The organism is Dokdonella sp., assembly GCF_035703485.1.
In the GTDB taxonomy this organism is placed as follows: domain Bacteria; phylum Pseudomonadota; class Gammaproteobacteria; order Xanthomonadales; family Rhodanobacteraceae; genus Dokdonella.
On sequence record NZ_DASSYD010000121.1, the window covers coordinates 1 to 14744 of the forward strand.

The following is a 14744-nucleotide window of genomic DNA, read 5'->3' on the forward strand; positions in this document are numbered from 1 at the left end:
GGAGTTGGGAGTTGGGAGTTGGGAGTTGGGAGTTGGGAGTTGGGAGTTGGGAGTTGGGAGTTGGGAGTTGGGAGTTGGGAGTTGGGAGTTGGGAGTTGGGAGTTGGGAGTTGGGAGTTGGGAGTAGAAAAAAAAGCAAAACGTGGTTTCGAGGTAAACCTGAAAATTGCCGCAAACCTGTAGGAGCGCATTCAGGCGCGATGCTCTTCGACGGGACGGAGATATCGCTCGCCCGTGAGCGGGCTACAGGATGTGTTGCCGCAATGATGCATCGAGCTCGGCCAGGCGTTGCGGTGTGCCGACGTCGACCCAGGTGCCGGTGAATAACTCGCCACCGATTCGCCGTTTGCGCATGGCCGCTCGCAGCAAGGGTGCGAGAGGAAATCGCGGCGGCGCTTCATGGCTTCCCGGATGCTCGTCGAGCACTGATTGCCAATCATCAAACAACGCGGCGCGATACACGCCAATGCCGGAATAGGTCAGGCGTTGCGGACCATCCACGACGAGGAAGCCATCCGCACCGAGGGCGAAATCGCCATCAGCGACATGCGCAGGGTTTTTCACCATGAGCAGATGCGCGAGCGAAGCGGGATCTGGCGACAGATTCGCGAAATCCAGATCGATCCAGATATCGCCGTTTACGAGCAAAAATGGCTCGTCTCCGAGCCGATTCATGGCATTGAGCATGCCGCCACCGGTTTCCAGCGGCACCGGCCCTTCATCGATGTAATGAATCACCAGGTTCCAGCGGCTGCCATCACCGAGCGTGGCCGGAAACTGTTCGGCCAGATAGGAGGTATTGATGACAACTTCACGCACGCCCATCGCGGCGAGCTTGTCCAAGTGCCATTCGATCAAGTGCTTGCCGCCGACGCGCAAAAGCGGTTTGGGCGATGTGTCTGTCAACGGACGCATGCGCTCGCCGCGGCCGGCTGCAAAAATCATTGCGCGACGCAGGTTCACGATGCGGATAGTTCGCGATTGCTGCGGATATCCCGATCGCCTAGCGCGCGTTCGAGCAGCGCGGCGAAATCGTGCAACTCCGGATAACGACGGGAAACGTCGATCGCGTAGCGCCAGCACAAGTCCAGATCGTCGAGATACTGGCGCTTGCCATCGCGATACCAGAGCCGACAGAAGATGCCGAGAACCTTGATGTGCCGTTGCAGTCCCATCAGGTCAAACCAGCGTGCGAACTGAGTCGCGCTGATTTTCGAGTTGAGCAGGTGGGCCGCCTGCAAGCGAATTCGATAGCCCTCGACCCAACCTTCGACGCGCTCCTTGTCCCACTCGATATAGCAATCGCGCAACAGCGAGACCAGATCGTAGGTCAGCGGTCCGATCACGGCATCCTGAAAATCGATGATTGCCGGATTGATCAGTCTGCCGGATTCAGCGGCTACTCCATCGTGATCGACGATCATCAGATTGCGACTGTGGAAATCGCGATGGACGAAGGCTCGTGGTTGCTCGTCGGCAGCCTGAACGAGAAATGTGAACGCGGCTTCGATGACGTCCCATTCCTCGCAAGCGATGGCATAGCCGAGGTGGCGCTTGAGAAACCACTCGGGTAGCAACTCCATTTCCGCAATCAAGCGTTGGCGGTCGTATTCGGGAAGTCCCGCCACATCGACGGTAGTCTGCATGCGCAGCAAGGCATCGAACGCGTCGGCGTAGAGTTCATCGACGCTGTGCTCATTCAATTCGGGCAGGTAGGTGCGCACGCCAAGATCCTGCATCAGCACGAATCCCAGTTCGCGGTCGACGGCGAATACCTCCGGCGCATTCAATCCGGCCTTGCGCAGACGCGCGTCGACATCGAGCCAGCTATCGAGATCTTCCTTGTCCGGCGGTGCGTCCATGACAACCAGGTGGCGCGCCGGCATGCTTTCCGTCGCCGTCAGCGAAATCCGCCAATAGCTTCTGAAGCTGGCGTCAGCGGAAGCGCTGGCGAGCGTGAAATGCTCGGTGGAAAGTGCGTTGCTGACAAACTTCTGTCGCGCGGCCTGTCGATCGGTTGTGGCGGTCACTTGCAAGCTCTTGATCCGGGCTGGAGCTCAGTTTAAGGCAACGCTGATCAAGTGGCGCAATCGTCACGACACCTGTCTGCGTGCAGATCGCAACGCATCGGGGTTACGCGCCGGGATCGAAGCCATCCCGAAAAATGATGTCGTTGCTGCAATCCTGATACCAGGGCGAGGTTCCGGTTGCGGCATCCCACTCGGGCGACGTCGAAGGCAGCAGGAAGTTCGGGCAAAGCCGGCTCTGGTTGTCGACCAGAGCGCTCGGGTTTGGTACTGCCGGCATGTTGCCGCCCAATTGATTACCTGAAACGTAAAACGATTGCAGATTGTTCAGCGCAAGCAGCGAAGGGATGCTTCCGCCAAGCTCGTTGTCGCTGACATTGAAGCTGGCAAGCGTCGGCAGGTTCGCCAGGCTCGGAATTCCGCCGGTAATATGGTTGTCGGAAAGATCAAACTCGAAAAGTGCGGTCAGGCCGGATATTTCGGGGAAGCTGCCATCGAGATCGTTGTTGCCGACGACGAATGAGGAGAGGTTGGCAAGGCTATCGATTGGCGGGATCGAACCGGTCAGCAGATTGCTGCCAATCGCGAAATCCTGGAGGTGTTGCATCCCGGCAAGCATCGGCAACGAGCCGGTGAGGGCATTGTTGCCAAGGAACAACTGCTTGATGAGGGAGAGATCCTGGAGATTGGAAGGCAGCGTACCGGTCAGGCCATTGCCGGCCAGATTGAGCACTTCGACGCTGTTGCCGTCGGCCGCACAGATCACGCCATACCAGGTGCATTCAGTGCCTACAGCACCGCCCCAGCCGAGGCTGCTGGTCCAGTGCGCGCCATCGGTGCTTGCATACAGATCAAGCAGGGCAGTTCGTTCGTCGCTCGAAATTGTGGCCATTGCGCTTTCGCAGGCAAGCAGGAAGGTCAGAAAAACCGCTACGGAAATGACTTTCCTGAAAGTGTGGGCAGAGCTGAAGGTGAGGTTCATGAGTCGTCCGAGAGTCTGGTTGACGAAAACTTGCGCAGGCGACAGTCAATCGGCAAGCGATCCTGACGCAGGAGGCGCGTGCTTGTGCCGGGCAGGGGCCATGCGCTCCGTGGCGAAATGTCGCCACTGCGTGACCAGTCCATTGTAGCGACCAGCGGATATGAACGGGAGGTCGAGTCTTGATTTGTTACTCGGCGATCTAAATAGTACAATTTCGGTACTGAATGGAGCAGCCATGCTACGCGTCAGCAAACTTACCGACTATGCGACCGTCGTCATGACCTGTCTGGCTTCGGCCAAGGCAGATGTCATGAGTGCCCAGCAACTGGCTGAACTGGCCCGGCTTGAGCTGCCTACCGTGAGCAAACTGCTCAAACAACTGGCCCAGGCCAAACTGGTCGAGTCGCGACGTGGCGTCAATGGCGGCTATCGCCTGGCACGCAAACCCGATCAGATCAGCGTCGCCGATATTGTCACCGCGATGGAGGGTCCCATCGGCATGACCGAGTGCTGTGCACAGAGTGGATTGTGCAATCACGAAGCTCATTGCGGCGTGCGCGTCAATTGGCAGCGCATCAGCGATGCCATCCGAATTGCGCTGGAAAGCGTGACCCTGGCCGATATGCGCCACGCTCCGCCCAAGCGTGCGCTCGGCATCCCATTGCGAGTGGCAAGTGCATGAGTTCCCAAGCTATGACAACTGACAGCGATCTGGCCGAGCTGACCACCGACGAGCCTCTCGTCAGCAGTGGCAACGAGCGTATCGTCGAGGCGATGAATCGACGCTACGACGCCGGTTTCATCACCGATATCGAAACCGACAGTCTGCCGCCGGGCCTCAACGAGGAGGTCGTGCGCTGGATTTCAAACAAGAAGGGCGAGCCTGGCTGGATGACTGAATGGCGCTTGGCGGCCTATCGTCACTGGCTGACAATGATTCCGCCTGAGTGGGCCAAGGTGCGTATCGCCCCGATCGATTTTCAGGCGATCAGCTATTTTGCCGCGCCCAAGGAAGGCCCGAAATCGCTGGCTGATGTCGATCCGAAATTGCTCGAAACCTACGAGAAGCTCGGCGTGCCCCTGCATGAGCGGGCCAAGCTCGCCGGTGTTGCCGTTGATGCGGTGTTCGATTCGGTATCGGTCGGCACGACTTTCCGCAAGGAATTGGCCGAAGCCGGCGTGATTTTCTGTTCTATGTCCGAAGCCGTGCGCGAACATCCCGAGATCGTTCGCGCCTATCTCGGTACGGTCGTGCCCACGGGAGACAACTATTTCGCTGCACTCAACTCGGCGGTTTTCTCCGATGGCAGCTTCGTGTTTATCCCGAAGGGCGTGCGTTGCCCGATGGAGTTGAGCACGTATTTCCGCATCAACGCCGGGCATACCGGTCAGTTCGAACGCACCTTGATCATCGCCGAAGAAGGTGCCAGCGTTTCCTATCTTGAAGGCTGCACGGCACCGATGCGCGATGAGAATCAGCTGCATGCGGCGGTCGTCGAGTTGGTCGCGCTGGATGACGCGAACATCAAGTATTCGACCGTACAGAACTGGTATCCGGGCGATGAGAACGGCGTCGGCGGCATCTACAACTTCGTCACCAAGCGTGGCGATTGTCGCGGCGCGCGTTCGAAGATTTCCTGGACCCAGGTCGAAACCGGATCGGCGATCACCTGGAAATATCCGAGCTGCGTGCTGCGCGGCGATGATTCCGTTGGCGAGTTCTACTCGGTGGCGCTGACCCATCACCATCAGCAGGCTGATACCGGCACCAAGATGATCCACATCGGCCGCAACACCAAGTCGAAAATCATTTCCAAGGGCATCAGTGCCGGGCGTGGACAAAACAGCTATCGCGGTCTGGTCAAGGTCGAGAAGGGCGCGGATGGCGCGCGCAACTACACGCAATGCGACAGCTTGCTGATCGGCAAGAAATGTGGCGCACATACCTTCCCGTATATCGAGGTCAAGAATCCGAGTGCAATCGTCGAGCACGAGGCGACCACCTCGAAGATTTCCGATGATCAGATGTTTTATTGCCGTTCGCGCGGCATCGCCGAGGAGGATGCGGTTTCGCTGATCGTCGACGGGTTCTGCAAACAGGTTTTCCGTGAGCTGCCGATGGAATTCGCGGTGGAGGCGAAAAAGCTGCTTGAGGTGTCGCTGGAAGGAGCGGTCGGGTGAGCTGGAAACCCGGACAAAAAGCGGCGTTTGGACGCGAGATCAATGCGGCCACGATCGCCCAGGCCCAAGGCGATGCGCAAGCTGAGTTCGCGCACCTTGAGCGCGCCCATGTTCTCGGACAGCGAAGCACGCTGGCGCACACGTTTGCCCATTGGCGCATGTTCCGTTTCGGCTTGCGCCAGCGTGATCGGCGTGAAGTCATCGGTCAGCTACCAAGGATGCTTGCGGCTCTGACCAAATCGAAGATTTGGGTCCCGGTCGGCAACACCGGTGGCGCCAGGGTCAATCCGTTCCGGTCGATGCCGGTAGCGGGCGATTTGCGTATCTATTTCGATTGAACCACTGCCCGCTTTCCGCTCGATTCATACACAAGTCAATGGGGCGAACCTGATGTTCGCCGAATGGGAAATCCAGAATGCTCAAGATTGAAAATCTCCACGTCCGCATCGCCGGCAAGGACATCCTCACCGGCCTCGACCTCGAAGTGAAGGCAGGCGAAGTCCACGCGATCATGGGGCCGAACGGTGCCGGCAAGTCGACGCTTGGCAATGTTCTGGCCGGTCGCGAGGGCTATGAGGTCACTCAAGGCTCGATCGAGTTCAACGGCAAGAATCTGCTTGAACTCGAACCCGAGGAGCGCGCCGCCGAAGGCGTGTTCCTGGCGTTCCAGTACCCGGTCGAGATTCCCGGTGTCAACAACACCTATTTCCTGCGTGCCGCGCTCAACGCGCAACGCAAGCGTCGTGGCGAAAAGGAGCTTGATTCGATGCAGTTCCTCAAGCGCGTGCGCGAGAAGCTCGCCGTTCTGCATCTGAAGGATGAGTTGCTGCACCGTGCCGTCAACGAGGGATTTTCCGGTGGCGAGAAGAAGCGCAACGAGATTTTCCAGATGGCCTTGCTTGAGCCGAAGCTGGCGGTCCTCGACGAAACCGATTCCGGGCTCGATATCGATGCGATGAAACTGGTCGCCGACGGCGTCAATGCGATGCGTGATCCGAGCCGGGCCTTTGTCGTCATCACCCACTATCAGCGCCTCCTCGACTACATCGTTCCCGATTTTGTCCATGTGCTCGCCGACGGCCACATTGTCGAAAGCGGCGACAAGTCGCTGGCCCTGAAACTCGAAGAACACGGGTATTCCTGGATCGCCGAGCGCAAACTGGTCGGAGCGGCATGATGGCAGGCGGCTTTCTCGAACCCTTTCTGGCTGACGCGGGCCAAGCAAGTAGAAGCCAGGCCGCGTGGTTGACCGAGGCGCGCACGAATGCGCTGCAGCAACTGGCGCGCGATGGCATGCCCGGCCCGCGCAGCGAAGCATGGAAATACTCCAGCCTGCGCGCGCTTGGACAGCGCCAGTATCAGCGCGGAGATGCCGAGGCGAACTCGCGCGCGATCGACAAGCAGTTGCTCGCGCTTCCCGGAGTAGACGGCCCGCGCCTGGTGTTCGTCAACGGCGCGTTTCGCGCGGATTTGTCGACGACCCGTACCATCAAAGGTTTGCAGCTGACCGCGCTTTCCAGCGTGCTCGAATCCGATCCGGATTCACTGCAGCCATTTCTGTCGCGCTCGTTCGATGATCCCGCGCACGTCTTCGCAAGGCTCAACAGCGCCTTGGCCAGCGATGGCCCGGTCATTCGCGTCGCTGCGGGTGTAGCGGTCGAGCCACTCGTGCATCTGATTTTCGTCGGTGCCGCTGCATCGACCAGTCTCGCCTGGCAGCTTCGCAGCATCATCGAGATTGCTGAAGGCGGATCGCTGCGTCTCGTCGAGCATCATGTAGGCGAAGCCGGGCAAAGCCATTTCGGCAACGTGCTGAGCCAGATTGCGGTGCGCGCAAACGCCCGTCTCGACTTGTTGCAGGTCCAGAACTCACCGGAAACCGCCAGTCTGACCCGGCGTACCGATGTGGTGCTTGATGCCGACGCGCATCTGGAGCTGCGTTCGATCGAGGCCGGTGCGCAGTGGATGCGCCATGATCTGGTAGTCAATTTGAGTGGTGATCGCTCGCGCTTTGTTTCGCGCGGTGTATTTGCCTTGCGCGGTCGCCAGCACGCCGATACCCGCCTTGATGTGCGTCACTCGGCGCGCGACAGCGCTTGCGACATCCTCTGGCGCGGCGTCGCTGACCAGCGCTCACGCGGTATTTTTCATGGTGCGATCACCGTTGAACCCGGTGCCGACGGCAGCGATGCGTTATTGAGCAACAAGAACCTGCTGCTCTCGGCACAAGCCGAAATCGACACCCAGCCGGTACTTGAAATCTACGCGGATGAAGTCAAGGCGGCACACGGGGCGACGGTGGGCCAGCTTGATGAGCACGCCTTGTTCTACTTGCGTACGCGTGGGCTATCCGCCGACGAGGCACGCTCGCTGCTGACCCTCGCGTTCTGCCGTGTGGCATTTGATTCCGTCGAGAACGAAGCATTGCGCGAGCATCTCGATGTGCTGTTGCTCGAACGCTTGCCGAGCATGGAGCAGGAACCGACCACCGACAAGGCTTCGGCATGAGCGGCAGCCAGTCAACATTGAATGTTGCCCACCAGGCACTCGATTTCGATCGCATCCGCGCCGATTTTCCGCTGCTGTCGCGCAGCGTCCACGGCAAGCCGCTGATTTATTTCGATAGCGCGAACACCTCGCAGAAGCCCGCCGCCGTGATCGAGGCGGTCGATCATTTCTATCGGCAGACCAATGCCAATGTCGCCCGCGCCGTGCATACCCTGGGCGACGAGGCGACCACCGCCTACGAAGCGAGTCGCGACAAGCTCGCGCGTTTCATCAACGCGCCATCTCGCGATGAGGTCATCTTTACCTCGGGCACAACCCAGGCGATCAACCTGGTCGCCTACAGCTATGCGTTGCCGCGATTGAATCCCGGCGATGCGATTCTCGTCACGCAGATGGAGCACCACGCCAACATTGTGCCGTGGCAGCTGATCTGCGAACGCAGCGGCGCAACCCTCAAGGTTGCACCGATCACCGAATCCGGCGAGCTGATTGTCGAGCGCTTCTTCGAGTTGCTGACGCCCGAGGTCAAGCTCGCCGCCGTCACCCATGTGTCGAATGTGCTGGGTACGGTCAATCCGATCGCTGTACTGGCTCGCGAATGCCACAGGCGCGGCATCCCGCTGCTGGTCGATGGCTCGCAAGCGGCGCCACATTTGCGAGTTGATGTGCGTGCGCTCGGTTGTGACTTCTATGCGCTGACCGGGCACAAGCTGTTTGGTCCGACCGGCACCGGTCTGCTCTGGGCCCGGCGTGAACATCTCAATGCCATGCCGCCGTTTTTCGGTGGCGGCGAGATGATCCGCGAGGTTCGCTTTGAAGGCACAGTCTTCGCCGATCCGCCGCACAAGTTCGAAGCCGGCACACCGAATATCGCCGGCTTCGTCGGCCTCGGCGCGGCGCTCGATTACATCGAGTTGATCGGCCTCGACAACATCGCTGCGCGCGAGCTCGAACTTCGCGTTCATCTGACCGAGGCGATGCGTTCCGTGCCGGGATTGCGCATCATCGGCGAGGCGCGCGAAAAAGTGCCGGTCAACTCCTTTCTCATCGATGGCGTGCACGCGCATGATCTGGCGACCCTGCTCGATCACGAAGGCGTGGCCGTACGTTCGGGCCATCATTGCGCCCATCCATTGATGCAGTTTTACGGTGTCGCCGCGACCCTGCGTGCCTCGCTCGCGTTCTACAACACGCACGAGGAGATCGATGCGTTCATCGCGGCGATTGGCCGCGTGCGCAAACTCCTGGCCTGACGTTTCGAGCATGACCGATCTGACTTTCCGCACGGCCACGCTGGCTGACGTCGACGCGATCATTCCACTCGTCGAATCCGCCTATCGTGGCGAAGCAAGCCGCAAGGGTTGGACCACCGAGGCCGATTTTCTCGACGGGCAGCGGATCGACCGGCAACTTCTGATCGAGTTGATCAAACGCGACGATGCACGGGTGATCCTGGTCGAGCGTGATGCGGAGCTGATCGCCTGTTGCGAGTTGCAGAATCAGCAGGGCATCGCCTATTTCGGCATGTTTTCGGTGGCTCCGGAAGGGCAGGGCAATGGAGTCGGCAATCATCTGTTGATCGAAGCCGAACGTTTCGCTGCCAGGGAGTGGCAATGCCGGGAAATGTCGATGACTGTCATCGATATCCGCAACGAGCTGATTGCCTGGTACGAACGTCGTGGCTACCGGCGCACCGGCGTGTTCAAGCCGTTTCCGTATGGCGATGAGCGTTTCGGCATCCCGCGGCGCGATGATTTGCGCTTCGAAGTATTGAGCAAGGCGCTGGGTTGATCGGGCTCCGGCAGAAGCGAGGACTCGCGCCTGAGCTGGCATCATTATTATTGCGAGTGATTCGCATTCGTGGTCTAATTCAGGTCGTTTCATTTCGCCGAAGCTTCGATCTCAATGACTCAGCCAGTGGACCCGAAACGCCGGTCATTCTGGCTCAAGACCCTGCATGAATGGCACTGGATCAGTTCGGCCGTTTGCCTGGTCGGCATCCTGCTCTTCAGCATCACCGGGATCACCCTCAATCATGCCTCGCAGATCGAGGCCAAGGCCGTCGTTGCCAATCAGAAGGCTCAGCTGCCGCCTGCGTTGATGACGGAAATCACGGCGGCAGCGGACGATGCGAGGGCTGCGTTGCCCGTGCCGCTACGCGAATGGATTGCGCAGAACATGGATGTCCGCGTCGGTGGTCGATCTGCGGAATGGTCGGACAGCGACATCTATGTATCGATGCCGCGCGCCGGCGGCGATGCCTGGCTCAGCATCGATCGTTCCAGCGGCGAAATTGAATTCGAGCGGACGGATCGAGGCTGGATCTCGTGGCTCAACGATCTGCACAAGGGCCGCAACACGGGGCCCGCGTGGAGCTGGTTCATTGATGTATTCGCGATCGCCTGCGTGGTGTTTGCGATCACCGGATTCTTCCTGCTGCAGATTCACGCGCGGCAAAGACCGATGACCTGGCCGCTGGTTGGCCTCGGTTTTCTGGTCATGCTCCTGATTGCCATTCTGTTTGTTCACTGAGAGGTGCTGTATGCGTTCCTGTTTGATGCTGATCCTGTTGCTGCTTGGCGCTTCGGCATCGGCTGCCAGCGTCGATGCCACGGTCGAGATTCCGCGCATCGATGCCTCGGAATACCACCGCCCGTATGTCGCGGTATGGATCGAGAATCCTGATCACAGTGTCGCGGCCAACCTTGCCGTCTGGTATGCGCAAAAGGAAACCAAGGAAGGCGCGGGGACGAAATGGCTGGCCGATCTGCGCCAGTGGTGGCGACGCAGCGGTCGCGATCAATCATTGCCGATCGATGGTGTCAGTGGCGCGACGCGACCGGTCGGTCAGCACCAGTTGCGATTTGACGCAAGCAAACCGCCATTCGCTGCGCTGAAGCCTGGCAGCTACGGCTTCGTCGTCGAGGCGGCGCGCGAGGTGGGCGGGCGCGAACAACTGCGCATTCCATTCGATTGGCCGATCACTGAAACGCGACATCTCGACGTCAAGGGCGAGCACGAGCTCGGCCTGATCACGCTCGATCTCAATCCCTGAATCCGGAGAAACGACATGAAAGTTTCATCGAAAATCCTCGCCCTCGTTGTTGCCCTCGCGCTGCCGCTTTCCGCGCAGGCGCACAAGGCCTGGCTGCTGCCATCCGATACCGTGCTCTCGGGCGCCGATCCGTGGATTACGGTCGATGCGGCGGTTTCCAATGATTTGTTCTATTTCAATCATGTGCCGCTGCGTCTTGATGCGCTGACCATCAGCGGGCCGGATGGCCAGCCGGTATCGGCCGAGAACAGCGCGAAAGGAAAATATCGCAGCACGTTCGATGTGCATCTGAGCGAACCCGGCACCTATCGGATCGCCGTCGTCAATGCCGGCCTGTTCGCCAGTTGGGAGGAAAACGGCAAACCCAAGCGCTGGCGCGGCAATGCCGAATCCTTTGCCAGCGAAGTGCCGAAACACGCCAGGGATCTCAAGGTTTCGCAATCGGCCGGGCGCATTGAAACCTTCGTCACCGCGGGTCGACCGAATGAAATCGCACTGAAGCCGACCGGAACCGGTCTGGAGCTGGTGCCGGTCACTCATCCGAATGATTTGTTTGCCGGTGAGGCCGCCACCTTCAAATTGCTGCTCGATGGCGAGCCGGCGAAGGATCTGTCGATCGAAATCATCCCCGATGGCATCCGCTATCGCGACAAGCAGAATGAAATGACTGCGACCAGCGACAAGGATGGCCAGTTCAGCGTGACCTGGCCAAGTGCCGGTCGCTACTGGCTGCATGCCGAGCATGAAGACGACAAGACGTCGATGCCGCAGGCGACCCAGCGCCGCGCCAGCTACTCAGCCACGCTTGAGGTGTTGCCGCAGTAATGGAGCGGGGTCGAATCTGGCTGGGCCGGGCCTGTCGCGCCAGCATACGTTGGCGCGTGGCCCTGGTCCTGATCGTCGCGACACCGTTGCTGGCCTGTACGCCCGCGCCGCGCATCCAGTCGCTGAGCGGCGATTCGATGGGTTCGACCTGGTCGCTGCGCTATGTCGGTTCCGAAGCCTCGATCGAAACTGTCGAGTCGGCGGTCAAAGATCGACTCGATCGGGTTGATCGGCAGATGAGCACCTGGAAGTCCGATTCGGATCTGAGTCGTTACAACCTGGCGACAGCGGAAACCTGGATCGACTGGCCGCCCGAAGTGTTCAAGGTTGTCGAGGCCGCGCTGACACTCGCCGCCAATACCGGCGGCGCCTACGATCCCACGGTCGGCCCGCTGGTCGACCTGTGGGGATTCGGGCCGACCGGATCGCGACGTGAGCCGCCAGATCCGGCGGCGGTCGATGCGCTGCGCAAGCGCACCGGCTGGAAGCAGGTGACTCTCGATGCATCGCGACAACGCGCTCGGCAAGCGGGCGATGTGCGTCTGGATCTGTCCTCGATCGCGCCGGGTTTTGCGCTCGATCTGATTGGCGACTACCTGGAATCCCGGGGCATCAGCAATTATCTGATCCAAGTCGGCGGCGAGTTGCGCGGTCGAGGCGAACGTCCCGATGGTCGCGCCTGGCAAGTCGCGATACAGCGCCCGCTCGACAACGACCGCACCGATGGCAGCATCACTCCCGAACATGTCATCAGCCTGCGCAACGCCTCGCTCGGTTCGTCCGGCGACTATCGCCATTTCTTCGAAGATGGCGGGCGTCGCTACGCGCACCGTATCGATCCACGCACGGGTTACCCTCTCGACAACAACGTGGCCTCGGTAACGGTGATGGCGAAACTCGGCATTGATGCCGATCCGCTGGCAACCGCGCTCAGCGTGCTTGGCGTGGATGATGGGCTCACCTATGCGGATCGCCATGGCATTGCCGCACTCTTCATCCTGCGCAAGGGCGCAGGATTCGAGGAACGCATGACCACTTCATTCGCCGAGTTGCTTGCGCAATGAATGCATCACGAATCCAGTCGCGATTGAAGTCACCAACCCTTTCCGGAAATCTGGCGGTTGGCGGACTGTTGCTTGGCCTGGCGCTCTGCGCCGGTTTCTGGCAATCCGAAGCGTTTGGATTTCCTGATCCAGGCTTGAATCGATGGCTGGCTGCCTTCACCGCACTCGCGGTCTATCTGGTCGCTTGCGTCATGCTCAGCCTGGCCCGGTCGAAACATTCACAAGCGATGGCAGCTACCCGCGCCGCGTTCAAGGCAGAGAATTCAATTGATCGCGTGCTGGTCAGCTACGCGAGCCAGAGTGGCTACACCGGCCAGTTGGCCGAAAAGACCATGGCTTCGCTGCGTGCCGGTGGCTGCTCCGTCGAATTGATTCCGTTGAGCGATTTGCGTGCGGAACAACTGCAACAGGCGCAGCGCGCCTTGTTTCTGATCAGCACCACGGGCGAGGGCGATGCGCCGGATATGGCGGCCGGATTTGTCGATTCAGTGATGCGTTCCGAGCTGAGCCTCGAACACCTTCAGTATGGGCTTCTGGCTCTCGGTGATTCTGAATATGTAAATTATTGCGGTTTTGGTCGCGCCGTCGATGAGTGGCTGGAGAGGGCCGGTGCGCAGCGTCTGTTCGATACGATCGAGGTCGATGATGGTGACGACGGCGCCTTGCGCCATTGGCAGTATCGACTGGGTCAACTGAGCGGTTGCAGCGACCTTCCGGATTGGCAGGAGCCTCGCTATTCGCGCTGGCGTCTGCTCGAACGTCGGGTTGTGAATCCCGGCAGCGCCGGTGACCCGTGTTTTCGCCTGGCTCTTGAGGCGCTCGATCCCGGCAAGCTTTCCTGGCGGGCCGGCGATGTCATCGAGGTCGGTCCGCAGAACGCGGCGGCGGATGTCGAGGCCTGGCTTTCCCGCCATCAACTGGATGGCGACTGCATGGTCAAGGTGCGCGGCAAACCATGGACCCTGCGAAAAATCGTCGCGCGCAGCGCACTCGATCTGGATGCGACCGGAATGGACGTGCAACAGATTGCCGACGCCCTGGTGCGCCTGCCGCATCGTGATTATTCGATCGCCTCGATTCCGGCGGAGGGCAAGCTGGAGTTGCTCCTGCGTCAATGGCGACGCACCGATGGCAGTCTCGGCCTCGGTACCGGCTGGCTGACCGAATATGCATCGCCCGGAGCCGAGGTTCTTGCCCGAGTCCGGACCAACGAAGCGTTTCATGCTCCCAACGATGATTCGCCGGTCTTGCTGATCGGCAACGGCACCGGCATCGCCAGCCTGCGTGCCCTGCTCAAGCAGCGCATTTCGCGCAAGCGGTATCGCAACTGGCTGATTTTCGGCGAGCGCAACAGTCAGTGTGATTTCCACTACGGCGAAGAGATTCGCGGCTGGAAAAAAAGTGGCGCCATCGAGCGCCTCGATTTGGCCTTCTCGCGAGATCAGTCCGAGCGCATCTACGTCCAGGATCGGCTTGAGGCCGAAGCAGACGCGGTCAGGGAATGGGTCGATCAGGGCGCCATCATCTACGTCTGCGGCAGCCTGCAAGGCATGGCCCCCGGCGTCGACGAAGCCCTCCGCCGAATTCTCGGCGACAGTCGGCTCAGGCAACTGGCCGCTACGTCGCGTTATCGACGGGATGTGTATTGAGTTATTGAAGTATTACGCTCCCCGCCCCGACCCAGCGCCTGCAGGATATTTGTCGAAATCAGCGATCCCGAGCGTCATGCCGCCCAAAGCAAAGTCACTGGGCCCCAGCCTGCGCAGGGGCGACGAGTGGGGCTTTGGGTGTTCCGGCGAAGCGAGCGCATGTCATCGCCGGCATTTTCCACCAACCGCCAACCGCAATCCGCCAACCGCCAACCGCCAACCGCCAACCGCAACGAATCCCGCAATGCCTCAACTCCCATTTTCCCGTCGCCCCTGCGCAGGCAGGGGCCCAGTGCCCTTCGTCCCGAATTGAAACGGCTCGGTTCTTGCCGTGACGCGATCGAGTTCGCTATTCGATTGCCGAGAGTCAGGGATTTCGAGCGTCATGCAACTCAAAGAAGGGCCACTGGATCCCTGCCTGCGCAGGGGCGATGAGTGGGGTTTTGGGTGTTCC

15 protein-coding genes are annotated in these 14744 nt (G+C 60.1%); 12 read left to right on the forward strand and 3 right to left on the reverse strand.

The annotated features are described in order from the left end of the window. Positions 1–242: 242 nt before the first annotated feature. The 3 genes from murU to VFN25_RS09245 all read right to left on the reverse strand — a co-directional run bounded on the left by murU (position 243) and on the right by VFN25_RS09245 (position 2918). Positions 243–944, reverse strand: a complete 702-nt coding sequence (gene murU / locus VFN25_RS09235; RefSeq protein ID WP_325141118.1) for an N-acetylmuramate alpha-1-phosphate uridylyltransferase MurU — start codon at positions 942–944, stop codon at positions 243–245. 14 nt (positions 945–958) lie between these two features. Continuing rightward, positions 959–2029 (reverse strand): aminoglycoside phosphotransferase family protein, encoded by a 1071-nt coding sequence (locus VFN25_RS09240; protein WP_325141120.1) that lies wholly within the window; start codon positions 2027–2029, stop codon positions 959–961. A 103-nt stretch (positions 2030–2132) separates the two neighbouring features. Beyond that, positions 2133–2918 (reverse strand): hypothetical protein, encoded by a 786-nt coding sequence (locus VFN25_RS09245; RefSeq protein WP_325141121.1) that lies wholly within the window; start codon positions 2916–2918, stop codon positions 2133–2135. A 325-nt stretch (positions 2919–3243) separates the two neighbouring features. On the opposite strand from VFN25_RS09245, the gene VFN25_RS09250 reads away from it, so the two are divergent. The 12 genes from VFN25_RS09250 to VFN25_RS09305 all read left to right on the forward strand — a co-directional run bounded on the left by VFN25_RS09250 (position 3244) and on the right by VFN25_RS09305 (position 14290). Next, entirely contained in the window at positions 3244–3690 is a 447-nt protein-coding gene (locus tag VFN25_RS09250; RefSeq protein WP_325141123.1) for an SUF system Fe-S cluster assembly regulator, read from the forward strand. Between the two features lie 92 nt (positions 3691–3782). Continuing rightward, positions 3783–5189, forward strand: coding sequence for a Fe-S cluster assembly protein SufB (gene sufB, locus VFN25_RS09255; RefSeq protein WP_325141145.1), 1407 nt, complete (start codon positions 3783–3785; stop codon positions 5187–5189). Further along, entirely contained in the window at positions 5186–5527 is a 342-nt protein-coding gene (locus VFN25_RS09260) for a DUF3703 domain-containing protein (RefSeq protein ID WP_325141125.1), read from the forward strand. The genes sufB and VFN25_RS09260 overlap by 4 nt, the downstream gene beginning before the upstream one ends. Before the next feature lie 77 nt (positions 5528–5604). Continuing rightward, positions 5605–6366, forward strand: a complete 762-nt coding sequence (gene sufC / locus VFN25_RS09265; RefSeq protein ID WP_325141127.1) for a Fe-S cluster assembly ATPase SufC — start codon at positions 5605–5607, stop codon at positions 6364–6366. Continuing rightward, positions 6363–7697: a Fe-S cluster assembly protein SufD gene (gene sufD, locus VFN25_RS09270; protein WP_325141129.1), complete on the forward strand. Its 1335-nt coding sequence runs from the start codon at positions 6363–6365 to the stop codon at positions 7695–7697. Before sufC ends, sufD begins: the two co-directional genes overlap by 4 nt. Continuing rightward, positions 7694–8950: a cysteine desulfurase gene (locus VFN25_RS09275; protein WP_325141131.1), complete on the forward strand. Its 1257-nt coding sequence runs from the start codon at positions 7694–7696 to the stop codon at positions 8948–8950. Before sufD ends, VFN25_RS09275 begins: the two co-directional genes overlap by 4 nt. A gap of 10 nt (positions 8951–8960) precedes the next feature. Then, on the forward strand, positions 8961–9488 hold the full coding sequence (locus tag VFN25_RS09280; protein WP_325141133.1) for a GNAT family N-acetyltransferase: 528 nt from the start codon (positions 8961–8963) through the stop codon (positions 9486–9488). A gap of 114 nt (positions 9489–9602) precedes the next feature. Then, complete coding sequence (locus VFN25_RS09285; RefSeq protein WP_325141135.1) at positions 9603–10229, forward strand: PepSY-associated TM helix domain-containing protein; 627 nt, start codon at positions 9603–9605, stop codon at positions 10227–10229. A 10-nt stretch (positions 10230–10239) separates the two neighbouring features. Beyond that, positions 10240–10752: a DUF2271 domain-containing protein gene (locus tag VFN25_RS09290; RefSeq protein ID WP_325141137.1), complete on the forward strand. Its 513-nt coding sequence runs from the start codon at positions 10240–10242 to the stop codon at positions 10750–10752. A gap of 15 nt (positions 10753–10767) precedes the next feature. Beyond that, positions 10768–11577, forward strand: a complete 810-nt coding sequence (locus VFN25_RS09295) for a DUF4198 domain-containing protein (RefSeq protein ID WP_325141139.1) — start codon at positions 10768–10770, stop codon at positions 11575–11577. Between the two features lie 56 nt (positions 11578–11633). Beyond that, positions 11634–12641, forward strand: coding sequence for an FAD:protein FMN transferase (locus VFN25_RS09300; RefSeq protein ID WP_325141141.1), 1008 nt, complete (start codon positions 11634–11636; stop codon positions 12639–12641). Beyond that, positions 12638–14290 carry a sulfite reductase flavoprotein subunit alpha gene (locus VFN25_RS09305; RefSeq protein WP_325141143.1) on the forward strand — a complete coding sequence of 551 codons (1653 nt, stop codon included), beginning with the start codon at positions 12638–12640 and terminating at the stop codon, positions 14288–14290. The genes VFN25_RS09300 and VFN25_RS09305 overlap by 4 nt, the downstream gene beginning before the upstream one ends. Positions 14291–14744: the final 454 nt, after the last annotated feature.

Bases quoted from the DNA above. Each gene is read 5' to 3' on its own strand.
- murU (WP_325141118.1), bottom strand. From the start codon at position 944: ATGATTTTTGCAGCCGGCCGCGGCGAGCGCATGCGTCCGTTGACAGAC.
- VFN25_RS09280 (WP_325141133.1), top strand. From the start codon at position 8,961: ATGACCGATCTGACTTTCCGCACGGCCACGCTGGCTGACGTCGACGCG.
- VFN25_RS09250 (WP_325141123.1), top strand. From the start codon at position 3,244: ATGCTACGCGTCAGCAAACTTACCGACTATGCGACCGTCGTCATGACC.
- VFN25_RS09295 (WP_325141139.1), top strand. From the start codon at position 10,768: ATGAAAGTTTCATCGAAAATCCTCGCCCTCGTTGTTGCCCTCGCGCTG.
- VFN25_RS09305 (WP_325141143.1), top strand. From the start codon at position 12,638: ATGAATGCATCACGAATCCAGTCGCGATTGAAGTCACCAACCCTTTCC.
- VFN25_RS09290 (WP_325141137.1), top strand. From the start codon at position 10,240: ATGCGTTCCTGTTTGATGCTGATCCTGTTGCTGCTTGGCGCTTCGGCA.
- VFN25_RS09245 (WP_325141121.1), bottom strand. From the start codon at position 2,918: ATGGCCACAATTTCGAGCGACGAACGAACTGCCCTGCTTGATCTGTAT.
- VFN25_RS09285 (WP_325141135.1), top strand. From the start codon at position 9,603: ATGACTCAGCCAGTGGACCCGAAACGCCGGTCATTCTGGCTCAAGACC.
- sufB (WP_325141145.1), top strand. From the start codon at position 3,783: ATGAATCGACGCTACGACGCCGGTTTCATCACCGATATCGAAACCGAC.
- VFN25_RS09275 (WP_325141131.1), top strand. From the start codon at position 7,694: ATGAGCGGCAGCCAGTCAACATTGAATGTTGCCCACCAGGCACTCGAT.
- sufD (WP_325141129.1), top strand. From the start codon at position 6,363: ATGATGGCAGGCGGCTTTCTCGAACCCTTTCTGGCTGACGCGGGCCAA.
- sufC (WP_325141127.1), top strand. From the start codon at position 5,605: ATGCTCAAGATTGAAAATCTCCACGTCCGCATCGCCGGCAAGGACATC.